The organism is Corallococcus exiguus (genome assembly GCF_009909105.1).
Classification (GTDB): domain Bacteria; phylum Myxococcota; class Myxococcia; order Myxococcales; family Myxococcaceae; genus Corallococcus; species Corallococcus exiguus.
The window spans coordinates 1,376,553-1,390,443 of sequence record NZ_JAAAPK010000001.1 but is presented as its reverse complement, the minus strand read 5'-3'; the positions used below and the strand labels follow the sequence as shown (position 1 = coordinate 1,390,443).

The window sequence follows — 13,891 nt, the reverse complement described above, 5'->3', positions numbered from 1 at the left end:
GTTGAAGTTCCGGACGAAGCTTCGGACCAATGCACGCGGCATGACGCTGCTGGAGACGATGGTGGCGGCGACGCTCACCGCCATCGTCCTGGCGGCGGCCACGGCGCTGCTGCTGGCGGGCGGGCGCGTGGTGCACAACACGGAGCACGTGGCGGACAGCCACGACCACGCGCGGCTCGCGGGCGAGACGCTGCTGTCTGCGGTGCGCCAGGCCGGCGCGGGCATGTCCGAGGGCCTCTGGGTGGTGTCCGGCGGCACGCCCCTGCGCATCAACTCCGTCTTCGGCGGGGACGGCGCGGGCACGGGCGTGCTCGCCGCCACCACGACCGGCAACGCGCCAAGCACGAACGGCAGCGACGACCTGTGGCTGGTGGTGCCGGACCGCAACTACCTGGGCCGCGACTGCGCGCCGGGCGCGGCGATGACGGTGGTGAAGCCGGGCACCGGCGCCCTGGAGGTCAACTGCGCGGGCACGCTCTCCGGCACCGCGCCCGCCAATCCCATGCTGGTGGCCAGCAACATGAAGAGCGCCGCGCTGCTCACCCAGACGTCGGTGACGAGCAGCCCGCCCACGGCCACGGTGAACTTCCTGGAGGCCGGCGTGTCGGGCTTCTCCAACGCGCCCCACAAGGGCGGCTTCCAGAAGGGCGACCTGGTGTACCCCGTGCGGCTCTTGCACTTCTTCATCGGCACGAACGCGAACAACGGCCGCAAGGCGTTGATGCGCGCGGAGGGAATCCCCGGCAGCGACGTGTCCGGGCGCCCCTTCGTGGACATGGCCGACCCGGTGGTGGTGCAGGACTACGTGGAGGACTTCCAGGTGACGTTCGGCATCGACGCCACCAACACGGGCGACCCCACCCGCTACGACTTCCAGAACGGCCTCAGGCCCGAGTACACGCCGGGCCTGCGCTCGGTGCGCATCAGCGTGGTGGCCACCGGCCGCTCGCCCCGGCGCGACACGCAGAACAAGGACGTCCTGACCGACGACCTGCCCATCGCGGTGGAGAACCACACCCCGCCCGCGGCCCCCGCGGACGGATACTTCCGCAGCCTCTTCTCCCGCCGGGCGGAGCTGCCCAACCTGGCCGCCGCCAGCCTGTGAGTCCATCCTCCGTGAGGCCCTCCGCCATGTCCCCACGCGCTTCGTCCCGTTCCCCCCGCGGCGCCACGCTGCTGCTCGTCGTGCTGCTCGTCACCGTGCTCCTGGGCCTGGTGGCGGGCGTGATGTCCTACGCCAGCAGCGAGCGCACGCGCGCCGTGACGTCCAGCCGCGCGGGCCAGCGTCAGGGCTGCGCGGAGAGCGGCCTGCAACTGGCGCGCGGCTACTTCGGCCGCAACTACGCCCAGTGGAACACCTTCCTGAGCACGCCGGACGCCTACGACCCCATCGCCTCGCCCACCAACACCGCGCCCGCCAACCCGCGCACCGCCGCCGGCCGCGCGGCCATCAAGACGGTCAACCCCGCGCTGTTCGCGGACCTGGACGGCGACGGCAAGGACGACGTGTACCTCTACATCCGGGACAACGAGGACGAGTTCAAACCGCTCGCCCCGGAGTGGAACCGCGACAATGATCAACAGGTGGTGGTGGGCGCCATCTGCATCAGCGAGACGCTGATTCCGCGCCGGGGTGGCAACAACCAGCAGGACCCCAGCGCGCTCGCCGTGGAGGGCATCCTCCAGTACAACGGCGGCGGCCACGCCTACACGGCGCAGACGGCGGGCGGCACGGGCTCCGGCAACCTCAACCATTGAGCCGTCCGCGGGGCGTGAGAAGCTTCCGCCCATGCCCACGCTCGAAGACGCCATCGCCCTGGCGGTGGCCGCGCACCAGGGTCAGCGCGACAAGGCAGGACAGCCCTACATCCTCCACCCCATGCGGGTGATGCTGCGCCTCGCCTCCGACGCGGAGCGCACCGTGGCCATCCTCCACGACGTGGTGGAGGACACGCCGTACACACTGGAGCGCCTGCGCGGCATGGGCTACCCGGAGGACGTGCTGTCCGCCCTGGACTGCCTGACGAAGCGCGAGGGCGAAAGCTACGAGGCCTTCATCGAACGGCTGCGTCCCCACCCCCTGGCCCGCCGCGTGAAGCTGGCGGACCTGGAGGACAACATGGACGTGCGCCGCCTGAAGGACGTGACGCCGAAGGACGCCGAGCGCCTGTCGCGCTACGTGGCCGCCTGGACGCGCCTGCGCGCGGAGTCGCCGTAGAAAGACGACGGCCCGGCGACCCTCCCGAGAAGCGAGGGCGGCCGGGCCGCGAAACCAGCGGGTGCTGTCCGCTACGCCTTGGCGAGCTGCCGCAGCACGTACTGGAGGATGCCGCCGTTGCGGTAGTAGTCGAGCTCGTTGGGCGTGTCGATGCGGCACACCGCGGTGAACTCGATGGGGCCCTTCTCACCAACGGCCTTCACGGTGAGCTTCTTCTGCGGCGAGAGGCCGTCCGCGACGCCGGTGATTTCGAACGTCTCGTGGCCGGTGAGGCCCAGCGACTGCGCGTCCTGGCCCGCCTCGAACTGCAGGGGCAGCACGCCCATGCCCACGAGGTTGGAGCGGTGGATGCGCTCGAAGCTCTTCGCGATGACGGCCTTCACGCCCAACAGCTGCGTGCCCTTGGCCGCCCAGTCGCGGCTGGAGCCCGTGCCGTACTCGGCGCCGGCCAGCACCACGAGCGGGATGTTGTCCGCCTGGTACTTCATGGACGCGTCGTAGATGCTCATCCGCTCACGCGTGGGGATGTGCACCGTGACGCCGCCCTCCACGCCCGGGACCAGGAGGTTCTTCAGGCGGATGTTGGCGAAGGTGCCGCGCACCATCACCTCGTGGTTGCCGCGGCGCGCGCCGTAGGAGTTGAAGTCCTTGGGCTCCACGCCCTCCGCCATGAGGTACTTCGCCGCGGGGCTCGTCTTGGCGATGTTGCCCGCCGGGGAGATGTGGTCCGTCGTGACGGAGTCACCCAGGAGCGCCAGCACGCGCGCGCCCTTGATGTCCTGCACGGCCTTGGGCTCCTTCGGGAGGTTCTCGAAGAAGGGCGGCTTGCGCACGTAGGTGGACTTCTCATCCCACTTGAACGTGGAGCCCTTGCCCACCTGCAGCTGCTGCCAGAGCGTGTCGCCTTCCATGGCGTTCGCGTACTGGCTGCGGAACTGCTCCGGCTTCACGGCCGTGCGGATGGTCTCCTTGATCTCCTCGTTGGACGGCCAGATGTCCTTGAGGAACACCGGGCGGCCGTTGGGGTCCGTGCCCAGCGGCTCGTTGTCCAGGTCGCGGCCCACTTCACCGGCCAGCGCGTACGCCACCACGAGCGGGGGGCTCGCCAGGTAGTTCATGCGCACGTGCGGGTTGATGCGGCCCTCGAAGTTGCGGTTGCCGGACAGCACCGCCGCCACCACCAGGTCGCCCTCCACCACCGCGTTGGACACGGACTCCGGCAGCGGGCCGGAGTTGCCGATGCAGGTGGTGCAGCCGTAGCCCACGACGTGGAAGCCCACGGCCTCCAGGTAGGGCAGGAGGCCCGCGTCGCGCAGGTACTCGGTCACCACGCGGCTGCCCGGGGCCAGGGACGTCTTCACCCAGGGCTGCGGCTTGAGGCCCTTCTCCACGGCCTTCTTCGCCAGGATGCCCGCGGCCACCAGCACGGCCGGGTTGGACGTGTTGGTGCAGGAGGTGATGGACGCGATGACCACCGCGCCATGGCCCACCTGGTAGCTCTGCTTGCCCGCCTTCACGGTGACGGACTGGGCCAGCCGCTCCGGGGCCACCGGGGCCGCGGGGGCCTTGGCGCCCTTGGGGCCTTCGTCGTCCTCGCCCTTGCTCTTGCCGGCGGACAGCATCTCCACGAGCGACGCCTCGTACCCGGCCTTCATGTCCTTCAGGGGCACGCGGTCCTGCGGACGCTTGGGGCCCGCCAGGCTGGGCACCACGGCGGCCAGGTCCAGCCCCAGCGTGTCGCTGAAGAGGGGCTCCTGGGCGCCGGCGTTGAGCCACAGGCCCTGCTCCTTCGCGTACGCCTCCGTCAGCGCCACCACGTCATCCGGGCGGCCGGTGAAGCGCAGGTAGTTGCAGCTCTCCTCGTCCACCGGGAAGAAGCCGATGGTGGCGCCGTACTCCGGGGCCATGTTCGCGATGGTGGCGCGGTCCGGCAGCGACAGCGCCTTCAGGCCCTCGCCGTAGAACTCCACGAACTTGCCGACGACGCCCTTCTTGCGAAGCATCTGCGTGACGGTGAGCACCAGGTCCGTGGCCGTGGCGCCCGCGGGCAGCTTGCCGGTGAGCTTGAAGCCCACCACCTGCGGAATCAGCATCGTGATGGGCTGGCCCAGCAGCGCGGCCTCCGCTTCGATGCCGCCCACGCCCCAGCCCACCACGCCCAGGCCGTTGATCATCGTGGTGTGGCTGTCCGTGCCCACCAGCGTGTCCGGGTACACGGTGTTGCCCTGACGGAACGTCACCTGCGCCAGGAACTCCAGGTTCACCTGGTGGCAGATGCCGATGTCCGGCGGCACCACGCCAAAGCCCTTGAACGCGCTCTGGCCCCAGCGCAGGAAGGCGTAGCGCTCGCGGTTGCGCTCGAACTCCAGCTCCGCGTTCTCCTTGAAGGCCGCGGTGGTGGCGAACGAATCAATCTGCACCGAGTGGTCGATGACCAGGTCCGCCGGGTTGCGCGGGTTGATTTTCGCGGGGTCCCCGCCCATGGCGGCGAGCGCCTCGCGCATGGCGGCCATGTCCACGACGGCGGGCACACCGGTGAAGTCCTGGAGCAGCACGCGCGCGGGGTGGAAGGAGATCTCGGTCTCCGGGGCCGCCTTGGGGTCCCAGGCGAGCATCTTCTCGATGTGCTCGCGCTTGACGACGCGGCCGTCCTCATTGCGCAGCAGGTTCTCCAGCAGCACCTTCAGCGAGAACGGGAGGCGGTTGACCGCCGGGTGGGCCTTCGCCAGCGTGGCCAGGCTGAAATAGTCGTAGGTCGCCGAGCCCACCTTGAGCTGGGCCTTGGTGCCGAAACTGTCCGTCATGTGCGTTGCCGTCCTTCCGTGCCGGAATGACGCAACTTCTAGGCGTGTCCCCCCCGGCATGCAAAGGGTTCCTGCACTGCGTTGAAGGCGGTGGACGGTTGGTTCGGACCCCGGGCTTACAGACCCGCTCAGAGCACCTTGCGGAAGAAGTAGAGCACCCGCTCCACGGCCTTCTGCCAGAGGGGACGGCGGCGGAAGGCGGCCAGGTCCACCTCGCGACAGTTGCCGCAATCCAGGCGGAACGAGTCCTCCAGGTCGCGACCCAGCCGGGGGTCCGCGAAGACGGCGTTGACCTCGTGGTTGAAGGCCAGTGACAACCGCTCCAGGTTGAACGACCCGATGGTGCCCCACACGCCGTCCACCACGGCTGTCTTGGCGTGCAGCACGCCCCGGCGCCACTCGAAGATGCGGATGCCGGCGTCCATCAGCGGCTCGTAGAAGGCGCGCGTCGCGTGCTCGAGGAACGGGTGGTCGCTCTTGCCCCCGTTGAGCAGCAGGCTCACCTCCACGCCCCGCTTCGCCGCGTCCTTGAGCGCGGCCACCATGCGCCGGTCCGGCACGAAGTAGCCCGCGGCGATGAGCACGCTGGCCCGCGCGCGCTGGATGGCGTGCAGGTATGCGCGGTGGATGCTGCGGCGGCTGGACAGCACCGCCAGTCCCACGTCGCCCTTCTGGGGACGGGCCTCCAACGCCTGGGCCCCGCCGCGGATCCGCCGGCGCAGCCGGCTCAGGCGGTCCCGGAACATCATCCGCCACGTGGCCAGGAAGCGCCGCTCCAGCTCATGCACCGCGGGGCCCTCAATCCGCAGCACGTCGTCGCGCCACGCCACGCCCTGCCCCTCCGGGGCCCAGTGCGCCGCGATGTTCACCCCGCCCGTGAAGGCCACCGTGCCGTCCACCACCAGAATCTTGCGGTGGTCCCGGCGCAGCAGGTGGCGCAGCCCGCGCTGGAGGCTGAACGGTTTGAAGGCCCGCACGTCCACGCCGCGCTGGCGCAGGCCCTCGAAGAAGCTCCTGCGGCTGGTCCACGAGCCCACCGCGTCGTAGAGCACCTTCACGTGCACGCCGCGCTCGGCGGCCTCCGCCAGCGCCTGGCCGAAGAGCTCGCCCACCGCGTCGGTGACGAACATGTACGTCTCCAGGCGGATGGAGCGGCGCGCCCGGCGGATGGCCTCCAGCATTTCCGGGTAGGCCTCCACGCCGTCGCGCAGGAGCCGGCACGCATTGCCCTGGAGGGTGGGGTGGCGCTGCGGCAGGTAGTACCGGGCGAGCAGACGCCGCGACACCCCGGCGCTCCACACCGGGCCATGCTCCGGCACCGGTCCCGGCGAGCGCGCCGCTGGAACCAACCCCTCCGTCCGCCCGTCCTCCCCCGCCAGCTCACGCATCACCCCACTCAGGGTGGGAACGGAGGGAGGGACCGGCAACCCGGACGGGCCCCGCCCGCCTCCCTGGCGGGGTTGCACCGTCCAGTAGACGACGGCTCGCTACAGGCCGAACTCGACGCGCTTGTTCTCCGCGCGCGTGGCGCACGGCTGGTCGTACTCGGGGAAGTACTCGCGCATGTGGTCCAGCGTGGAGGCAGCCTGCTTGAAGTGGCCCTGGTTGTAGTAGCCCTCCACCTCCAGCAGCAGCTTGGAGCAGGTGCGATCCAACTCCTGCTGGGCGCGCTTCATGAACTCCTGGGCCTCGAAGTAGAGGTCCGGCTTGGGGTCCGGGTGGGCCTCCAGCATCAGCCACGCCTCGCGGAAGGACTTCCACGCCTCGTAGCGGTTGCGCGCGCCGATGTCCGGCGTGTCGAAGTTCTTGCGGCCCTTCTTGAAGGACTCGTTGGCCGTCTGCACCAGCTGCTGCGTGGACAGCTGCTCCGGCAGCAGCGCGCGCTCCACCCAGACGTTCCACACGCGCCAGGTGTCCTCGCCCGGCGGGTTGCGGGTGTTGTCGAAGATGATGCGGTTGGGCTCGCCCTTGCGCAGCTGCTGGGGCGGAATCATCAGCTCCAGCGAGCGCTCCTGGCTGGCCAGCGTGTCCGGGGGCACCTTGCCCACGTCCACGCCGTTGACGCTCACCACCACCTCGTCCTTGGAGATGCCCTGGGCCTGGTAGTGGAGGATGACCACCGCGCGCGTCGCGGCGACGAACTCCCACTCGAAGACCTTCATGTCCGGCCGGTTCCAGGTGACGCCGTCGCCCAGGCCGAACGAGTCCGTGATGGGCTGGTTGGACAGGCGCACGGGCTCCTCGCCCTTCTGCACCTGGGTGTCGCCGCCCAGCACCAACCAGTACATGAGGGCGAAGAGGCCCAGCACCACCACGCCGCCGCCGGCCATCACGCCCGCGCGGACCTTGGAGCTCGCCTCCGCCCAGAACAGGCGCAGGTTGGCCACCAGGCCCGGCGTCTCACGGCGGATGCGGGCGCGCTCGGCGGCGGACAGGCCACCACCGCCACTGCTGCTGCTGGCGCCACCGGCGCGGGGCGTGCGGGCCACGGCGCGGGAGGACTGGGAACCGGTGCGGCGCGCGGGCGGGGGCGCGGGAGCGGGCTTTTCGATGGCCGCCGGGGCGTCCTCTTGCGGAGGCGGCTCCTGCGGCACGGCGCGCTGGGCGTTGGAGGTGGGCCGGCGGATGGCGCGCATGTTCATGCGCGTGGACTCCGCCCGGATGCCCTGCAGGTCCTCCTCGTCCGCGCCCTCCGGCACGAGCGACGCGGCGGCCTTCTTGTTGCGCTGCTTGCGCAAGGAGTCGATGGAGACGATGCGCGTGCTGTTGGCGCCGTCCTCCGCGGGCTTCTCATCCTCGCCGGTGGTCGCTTCCTCCGCGGCGATCGCGAAGAGGAACGTCACCGGGCCCAGCGTGAGCGTGTCGCCGTCCGTCAGCGTCTGCTTCTGCACGGCCGCGCCGTTGATGAGCGTCCCGTTGGCGCTCTTCTGGTCCTCCACCGCGTAGCCGCCTCCGTCCTGGAAGATGCGGCAGTGGCGGCGGGAGATACCAGGGTCGTACAGCACCACGTCGCACTCGGAGGTGCGCCCGATGAGCACGGAGTCCTGGTCGAAGACGAACTCCTTGCCGGCGTCTTTTCCCTCGGAGATCGTCAGTTGGAAGGCCATGTCGTCCTAGGAGCCTATCGAGGCATGTACGGCTCGGGCAACGGCGGCGCGCGCGCTCGCCGGCTCCAGCACCTCCGCCTCTCCACCGAAGGATAGCACCCACTGCGTGAGCCAGCGCTCACTGTCTCCGGCCACCCGCACCTCCACCCCTCCGTCAGCAAGCGGGCGGGCGTCCTGGCCGAAGCGCTCCTTCACGTAGGGTGCCGCCGTGGGGGTGAAGCGCACCCGGACGGAGGCCTCGCTGGCGCCGCGGGCCGGGTTGGGCACGTCCGCGCGGGCGTCCGGCGGGGGCTGGAAGGCCGTGGTGGTGACGGCCAGGTCCTCCATGCGGTCCAACCGGAACAGGCGTGCGTCCTGGCGGGTGTGGCAGAAGCCCTGGAGGTACCACTGGCCCCGGTGGCTGAGCAGCTCGTAGGGGCGGACCCGGCGCGGTTCCGCCGGGCGGCCGGGGCTGGCGTAGCCGAACGTCACCTCCAGCCGCTCCAGGATGGCCCGGGTGATGGGCCCCAGCGCCGGGGGCGCGTCCGCGGAGGCGTCGATCTTCCGGTACATGTCCCGGAAGCGCTCGCGGGCGGCGGGCGGGATGATGTTCTCCAGCTTGGTGAGGGCGCTCTGGAGCGCATCGCCGGTGGCCGGGCGCAACAGCTCCGCCGCGGCGGCCAGGGCCGCGGCCTCGCCCGCGGTCAGCCGGGGCGGCGCGAACAGGCGCTGATCCAGGTCCACGTAGACGCGGTCGTTGTCCACGTAGATGTCGATGTAGTCGTCCGGGTTGAAGGGCGGCCGGCCCACGCAGGTGAGCAGGTCCAGTTCCTCCAGCAGGTCCTCGCGGCTGATGTTGAGGGCCTTGGCCAGGGCCTCCACGGTGACGCCGGGGTGCTTCGAAACGTAGGGGACGAGGAACAGCAGGCGGCGCAGCCGCTCGTGGACGTTGCTCATGCGCTCACCCGCTGACCTTCCACCGGCGCGTGCTTCGCCAGGATGTTCGCGGCCATCCGCTCCAGGCGCTCACGCGCCTCCGGAGGCCCCTCCACACGGCAGTCCTGCCCCAGCGACAGGACGAAGCGCGTCAGCCCGTCCAGGAACGTCACCGGGAAGCGGGCCCGCACCACGCCCTCCGACACCGGCTCCAGCGCCGCGCCCGGGAACAGCGAGCCCGCGCGCGAAGCCTGCGGCCCCGTCAGCTGGAGCGTCACCTCCAGGGGTTCGTGGAAGCGGTACTGCCAGGGGAAGTAGGCCACGTGGGCGTCCAGCGAGAAGTCCGCCGGCACCTCGAAGTCCGGCGTGCGCGGCCGGGCGGTGTTCACCTTCAGCTCGCGGATGCGGTGGACGTGGAAGGTGCGCAGGCCCTGGCGCAGGTGGCAGTAGCCCACCAGCGTCCACACGCCGCGCCGCAGCGCCAGGCCGTACGGGTCCACGCGCCGCTCCGTGACGCCGTCCTTGCGGGGGCTGCCGTAGGTCAGCTGCACCCACTTGTGGGCGGAGCACGCGTCCCAGAGCTGCTCCAGTCGGGCGGAGACCTCCTTCTCCTGGCCCTGCTGGCCGGTGCCCAGCTCCATGCGCACGCGCGGGGTGGGCAGGGATTCGCCGGCGAAGAAGCCGATTTTGCGCAGCGCGTGCGCCAGGTCGTCGCGGCCGGGGAACGCGCCGGACGCCAGCGCGGCGGACCCGGCGGCGTAGAGCACGGCCAGCTCCTCCTTCGTGAGGTCCGCCTCCGGCAGGTAGTAGACGTTGCGGTCGACGAGGTAGCCGTCGCGCCGCTCGTCGTCCCCCTGCACGTAGCTCAGCGGGAAGCCCAGCTCGACGAGCTCCGCCTTGTCGCGCTCGAATTTGCGCTCCGCGGCGTCATCCGAGCCACCGTAGTCAGCGGGGAAGTGCTCACGCAGCTCGGCCCACGAGATGGGTTCCCGCGCGTCGAGCAACAGTGCCACGAGATCAAGGATGCGTTCCGTGCGGTCCATTCAGGTGATCGGTGACCATGGCGGACAGGACCCGGGAGATCAAGAGACCGGGGACTTCCGGGGTGGGAGAAAGGGGCAGGCCTGGAAACGAACAGAAAGGGAACAGCGGAGGGCACTGGCTCCGTCCAAGGGGGGGATAGCCGCCCCAACCTGAACAGGCAAGCAGGTACCGTCATGTACCCCTCGTTTCGTCCGCAAGCCAGCAGACAACCCCGGGTGTGGGGCTCGCACTCGGGGCGCGTCTGGGTTATTCCTTGGCTATTGTCGATTTGGGTGAGAAGCGACAGCGGGCCTCCTGGAGGCTTTGCTGGCTGCCGTGGGGCCGACGCGGCGGACCAATGCTTTGACGAGGGCTCGACCATGGACCGCACCTCCCTGCTGAAGAAGTGGCTTCCCGGGCTGGCGCTGGTGCTGCTGGCCTTCGTCTCCGCCCCGGCGCACGCCCGCTCCGAACCGCTCTACTTCGCGCTGGAGGTCCGGCGCGACGGCCGGCTGATCGCCCAGCCCAAGCTGCTGGGTGAAGCGGGCCGCACCCTTCGCGCCGAGCGCCGCCGTCCGGGCGCGACCGTGCCGGACTACCGGCTGGTGCTCACGCCCAAGGGCGAGGGCGACTCGTTCCAGCTCCAGGTGGACCTGTCCCTGCCGGAAGGGGAAGGCCACTCGCAGCTCGCCCTGCTGCACGGCCAGGAGCGCAAGCTCCAGCTGGGCCGGGTGCCTGGGGAGCTGGAGGTTTCGCTGCTCCTGATGAAGGTGGACTCCCCGGAGTTCCGCGCGCTGATGCGCCTGACGGAGCCGGCGACCGGCACGGTGAAGTCCGTCTCCTGCTCCATCTAGGCGGCCTTTGCGTGGACCGCGGCTACAGCACCGCCAGGTCGTCGCGGTGCACCGCTTCATCCAGGTAGCGGTAGCCCAGCACCGCCTCGATGTCCGTGCTCCGCCGCCCAGCGATGCGCCTGAGCTCGTTGGCGTCGTAGGTGGACAGCCCCCGGGCGAACACCATCCCGGCCGAGTCCGTCAGGTCCACCGGGTCTCCCCGGCCGAAGTCCCCCTCCACACCCGTCACGCCGCTGGGCAGCAGGCTGCGCTTGCCGGTGACGATGGCCTCCTTCGCGCCCGCGTCCACCACCAGCCGGCCCCGGGGCCGGAGCGCGTGGGCGATCCACGCGGTGCGCGCGCTGCGGCGTCCGGCGGGCTCGAAGAGCGTGCCCACGGCTTCCCCCTGGAGCACGCCACGCAGGCGGCCGGGCACCGCGCCGGAGGTGATGACGCAGGGGATGCCCAGTTCCGCGGCGCGAGCGGCGGCGCGCACCTTGGACGCCATGCCTCCCGTGCCCACCTCGCTGCTGGCGTCGCCAGCCAGGGCCAGCACGTCCGCGGTGACGCGCGGCACGGCGGGCATCAGGCGGGCTTCGGCGTCCTTGCGCGGGTCCGCGGTGTAGAGGCCCTCCACGTCCGACAGGAGGACCAGCGCGTCCGCCTCCACCACGCCGGCCACCAAGCTCGCCAGCGTGTCGTTGTCGCCAAACTTCAGCTCGTCCACGGACACGGTGTCGTTCTCGTTGATGACCGGCACCACGCCCGCGGCCAGCAGGCGCTCCAGCGTGTGCTTCACGTTGAGGTAGCGGCGGCGCTCCTGCACGTCCTCGTGGGTGAGCAGCACCTGGGCCACCGTCCGGGCCGCATGACCGAACGCTTCCTCGTACGCCTGCATCAGGCGGCTCTGCCCCACCGCCGCGCACGCCTGCTTGCCCGGGATGTCCCGAGGGCGAGCAGGCAGCCCCAGCCGCTCCATGCCCAGGGCGATGGCGCCGCTGGACACCACCACCAGCTCCCGGCCGCCGGCGGCCCACAGCAGGTCCTGCCCCAGCGCGTCGAAGTGGGCACGATTGAAGCGGCCCGTGGCGCTCGTCAGCGCGTTGGTCCCAATCTTCACCACCACGCGGCGGGCCCCGCGCAAGGCGTTGCGTGCGGAATCAGTCACAGGGGCAGCGTAGGCTGGAACGGGAAAGGACGCGCGTGGCCGGTTGTTCACCAGGCTGCGCGACACACCGGCTGGGGGGCTTTGTCATGAAACGCGGGTGGCCCCAGTCCATCCAATGCCTTGAATGCAGCGCGGGTCGTTCGATGTCCGCGCCAGGAGAAACGGTTTGAAGGAAATCTTCGGCAACACCCTGGGCCTGAAGTCGAGCGAGCAGCAGCGGTTGCGCAACACCTTCCGCCGCCGCGTGGATCCGCGCGAAATCGTGTCCGCGGAGCTTGCCCGCCACCTCACCGAGCTGTCGCACGAGCTCAACCGTCAGGTGGGCGTCCTCATCAACCGAAAGGGCGACATCGAGCACGTCGTGGTGGGCAACGCGCACAAGCTGGAGCTGCCGGACATCGGCCGTGCGCGCGCCGGACAAATCCGTCTGCGTGGCCTGCGGCTGGTGCACACGCACCTGAAGAGCGAACCCCTGACGAAGGACGACCTCACGGACCTCGCGCTCCTGCGCCTGGACTGCGTGGCGGCCGTGGGCGTGGGCAACGAAGGCCTGCCCGGCGTGCTGCACTGGGCCTACCTGGTGCCGGAGAACGGCGCGGGCGAGTTCTGGCACGTGTCCACCCTGCCCTCCGTGCACGTTGAACAGCCGGACCTGCTGTCCACGCTGGACGCGCTGGAGGAGGAGTTCAACCGCAAGGCCGCCGCGCGCACGGTGTCCGGGAAGGAGCGCGCCATCCTGGTGGCGGTGTGCCTGGACGGCAACCGCGCCCGGGCGGAGTCCTCACTCGCGGAGCTGAAGGAGCTGGCGCGCACCGCGGGCGTGGAGGTGGTGGACAGCGTGCTCCAGATGAAGCGCGAAGCGGATCCGCGCTACCTCATCGGCCGGGGCAAGCTGGAGGACCTGAACCTGCGCTCCATGCAGTCCATGGTGGACCTGCTCATCTTCGACAAGGACCTCACCCCGTCGCAGGGGCGGCACATCGGAGACGCGACGAGCCTCAAAATCCTGGACCGCACGCAGCTCATCCTGGACATCTTCGCGCAGCGCGCGCAGACGGCCGAGGGCAAGCTGCAGGTGGAGCTGGCGCAGCTGAAGTACCGGCTGCCCCGGCTGGTGCAGGGGGATGACTCGCTCAGCCGCCTCATGGGCGGTGGCGTGGGAGGCCGCGGCCCGGGTGAGACGAAGCTCGAAATCGACCGCCGCCGCGTGCGCGAGCGCATCACCAACCTGGAGCGCCGCATCGACGTCATCAGCCGCGAGCGCAGCGTCCGCCGGGCGCAGCGCAACCGGCGCGAGGTGCCGGTCATCTCCATCGTGGGCTACACCAACGCGGGCAAGTCCACGCTGCTCAACGCCATCACCAACGCGGAGGTGCTGGCGGAGGACAAGCTGTTCGCCACGCTGGACCCCACGAGCCGGCGGCTGCGCTTCCCGCAGGAGCGCGAGGTCATCATCACCGACACGGTGGGCTTCATCCGGGACCTACCCAAGGACCTGGTGGCGGCCTTCCGCGCCACGCTGGAGGAGCTGTACGACGCAAGCCTCCTGTTGCACGTGGTGGACGCGAGCGACCCGGCGCGCGACGACCAGGTGGAGGCGGTGGAGAAGATCCTCGCCTCGCTGGGTTTGATGGAGAAGCCGCGCCTGATGGTGTGGAACAAGGCGGACCAGCTGTCCGCGGACGAGGTGGAGTCGCTCTTGCGCTCCCTGGGCGGCGTGGCCATCAGCGCGGTGAAGCGCGAGGGCCTGTCCACGCTCCTGGCCAAGGCGGACATCACCCTGTTCGCCGAGGGTGCGTCCGAGTCCATCGGCGTCGTCTGAC

At 70.4% G+C, this 13,891-nt stretch carries 11 protein-coding genes; 5 read left to right on the top strand and 6 right to left on the bottom strand.

The features are described 5' to 3' along the window. Position 1 precedes the first annotated feature (1 nt). The 3 genes from GTZ93_RS05715 to GTZ93_RS05705 are packed head-to-tail and all read left to right on the top strand — an operon-like array spanning position 2 to position 2,218. Positions 2–1,105 (top strand): PilW family protein, encoded by a 1,104-nt coding sequence (locus GTZ93_RS05715; protein WP_257979152.1) that lies wholly within the window; start codon positions 2–4, stop codon positions 1,103–1,105. A gap of 26 nt (positions 1,106–1,131) precedes the next feature. Further along, positions 1,132–1,758, top strand: coding sequence for a hypothetical protein (locus tag GTZ93_RS05710; protein WP_126932818.1), 627 nt, complete (start codon positions 1,132–1,134; stop codon positions 1,756–1,758). 31 nt (positions 1,759–1,789) lie between these two features. Further along, positions 1,790–2,218, top strand: a complete 429-nt coding sequence (locus tag GTZ93_RS05705; protein ID WP_139918095.1) for an HD domain-containing protein — start codon at positions 1,790–1,792, stop codon at positions 2,216–2,218. Between the two features lie 71 nt (positions 2,219–2,289). Here GTZ93_RS05705 and acnA read toward each other — a convergent pair whose 3' ends face one another. The 5 genes from acnA to GTZ93_RS05680 form a co-directional block, all read right to left on the bottom strand. Then, positions 2,290–5,022 (bottom strand): aconitate hydratase AcnA, encoded by a 2,733-nt coding sequence (gene acnA, locus GTZ93_RS05700; RefSeq protein WP_139918093.1) that lies wholly within the window; start codon positions 5,020–5,022, stop codon positions 2,290–2,292. A 128-nt stretch (positions 5,023–5,150) separates the two neighbouring features. Then, positions 5,151–6,410: a phospholipase D-like domain-containing protein gene (locus GTZ93_RS05695; protein WP_139918092.1), complete on the bottom strand. Its 1,260-nt coding sequence runs from the start codon at positions 6,408–6,410 to the stop codon at positions 5,151–5,153. 99 nt (positions 6,411–6,509) lie between these two features. Continuing rightward, the gene (locus tag GTZ93_RS05690) at positions 6,510–8,129 is read right to left on the bottom strand and encodes an FHA domain-containing protein (RefSeq protein WP_121753732.1); all 1,620 of its coding nucleotides are present in this window, start codon (positions 8,127–8,129) and stop codon (positions 6,510–6,512) included. A 6-nt stretch (positions 8,130–8,135) separates the two neighbouring features. After that, positions 8,136–9,065, bottom strand: a complete 930-nt coding sequence (locus GTZ93_RS05685; protein WP_120576863.1) for a helix-turn-helix transcriptional regulator — start codon at positions 9,063–9,065, stop codon at positions 8,136–8,138. Then, complete coding sequence (locus tag GTZ93_RS05680; RefSeq protein WP_120576864.1) at positions 9,062–10,087, bottom strand: helix-turn-helix transcriptional regulator; 1,026 nt, start codon at positions 10,085–10,087, stop codon at positions 9,062–9,064. Before GTZ93_RS05680 ends, GTZ93_RS05685 begins: the two co-directional genes overlap by 4 nt. A gap of 360 nt (positions 10,088–10,447) precedes the next feature. Between GTZ93_RS05680 and GTZ93_RS05675 the strand changes: the two genes are divergently transcribed. Next, positions 10,448–10,921, top strand: a complete 474-nt coding sequence (locus GTZ93_RS05675; RefSeq protein ID WP_120576865.1) for a hypothetical protein — start codon at positions 10,448–10,450, stop codon at positions 10,919–10,921. A gap of 22 nt (positions 10,922–10,943) precedes the next feature. Here GTZ93_RS05675 and proB read toward each other — a convergent pair whose 3' ends face one another. Then, positions 10,944–12,068, bottom strand: coding sequence for a glutamate 5-kinase (proB, locus tag GTZ93_RS05670; protein WP_139918090.1), 1,125 nt, complete (start codon positions 12,066–12,068; stop codon positions 10,944–10,946). A 166-nt stretch (positions 12,069–12,234) separates the two neighbouring features. Between proB and hflX the strand changes: the two genes are divergently transcribed. Next, a complete protein-coding gene (gene hflX, locus GTZ93_RS05665; RefSeq protein ID WP_169827771.1) occupies positions 12,235–13,890 on the top strand; it encodes a GTPase HflX in 1,656 nt (551 codons plus the stop codon). Position 13,891 lies beyond the last annotated feature (1 nt).

What these genes read in the sequence shown, in the direction of transcription:
- GTZ93_RS05710 (WP_126932818.1), top strand. Translation starts at nt 1,132, where the DNA reads ATGTCCCCACGCGCTTCGTCCCGTTCCCCCCGCGGCGCCACGCTGCTG.
- GTZ93_RS05705 (WP_139918095.1), top strand. Translation starts at nt 1,790, where the DNA reads ATGCCCACGCTCGAAGACGCCATCGCCCTGGCGGTGGCCGCGCACCAG.
- acnA (WP_139918093.1), bottom strand. Translation starts at nt 5,022, where the DNA reads ATGACGGACAGTTTCGGCACCAAGGCCCAGCTCAAGGTGGGCTCGGCG.
- GTZ93_RS05695 (WP_139918092.1), bottom strand. Translation starts at nt 6,410, where the DNA reads ATGCGTGAGCTGGCGGGGGAGGACGGGCGGACGGAGGGGTTGGTTCCA.
- GTZ93_RS05690 (WP_121753732.1), bottom strand. Translation starts at nt 8,129, where the DNA reads ATGGCCTTCCAACTGACGATCTCCGAGGGAAAAGACGCCGGCAAGGAG.
- GTZ93_RS05685 (WP_120576863.1), bottom strand. Translation starts at nt 9,065, where the DNA reads ATGAGCAACGTCCACGAGCGGCTGCGCCGCCTGCTGTTCCTCGTCCCC.
- GTZ93_RS05680 (WP_120576864.1), bottom strand. Translation starts at nt 10,087, where the DNA reads ATGGACCGCACGGAACGCATCCTTGATCTCGTGGCACTGTTGCTCGAC.
- GTZ93_RS05675 (WP_120576865.1), top strand. Translation starts at nt 10,448, where the DNA reads ATGGACCGCACCTCCCTGCTGAAGAAGTGGCTTCCCGGGCTGGCGCTG.